This window comes from Photobacterium lucens, from assembly GCF_009873615.1.
In the GTDB taxonomy this organism is placed as follows: Bacteria; Pseudomonadota; Gammaproteobacteria; order Enterobacterales; family Vibrionaceae; genus Photobacterium; species Photobacterium lucens.
Map to the genome: position 1 here is coordinate 1 of NZ_SSMG01000124.1, position 745 is coordinate 745.

A 745-nucleotide genomic window follows, 5' to 3' on the forward strand; every position below is an offset into this window, starting at 1 on the left:
ATATTAATAATCCGGACCTATTAAAGAAACTAAAAGAAATCAGTGAAATAAAAAATGTTAAGTTGGTAGGTATTCATTGCCATTATCCCGATAGAAACGCTGACTCTTACTCTGTAAGGGCAAAAAAAATAATTGAAGTAGCATCTTCACTTTTTACTACTCCTCCAAAGTATATAGATATTGGTGGTGGTTTCTTTGGTAAAATGGACGAACGATTAAAGAAACAATTTAGTTCTTATCATGATTACAAAGAGTATGCAAATAATATTGCAACAGAATTCAAACGTGCATATTCTGATTTACCGAAAGAAGAGCAGCCAATACTTTTCTTAGAACCTGGTAGTGCTTTAGTTGCTGACACAATGAAGTTCGTATGTCGTGTTATAGATATTAAAAATATTAGAGGGACGAATATAGCTATGACCTCTGGTAGTAAGTTTAATATTGGTTTATTGTCATCGACAGTTAATATGCCACTTGATGTTCATAGTAAATATATTAACGATAAAGTTAATGAGTATGATATATCCGGTTTTACATGTATTGAAAGTGATTATTTATTTAAAGGATATACTGGTCGCTTATTTCAAGGCGATTTTTTGATCTTTAATAATGTTGGATCTTATTCAATTGTATTTAAGCCTCCTTTCATTCTTCCTAATGTACCTATTATTGAATTAACTGGGAATAGCGTTGAGTTAATTAAAAGACAGGAAACTGTCGATGATATTTTTGAAACTTTTAT

1 pseudogene is annotated in these 745 nt (G+C 30.6%); it reads left to right on the forward strand.

Annotated elements, in window-relative coordinates:
• Positions 1-745 (forward strand): annotated as a pseudogene (locus E5A76_RS05905) (decarboxylase); the annotation flags it as partial.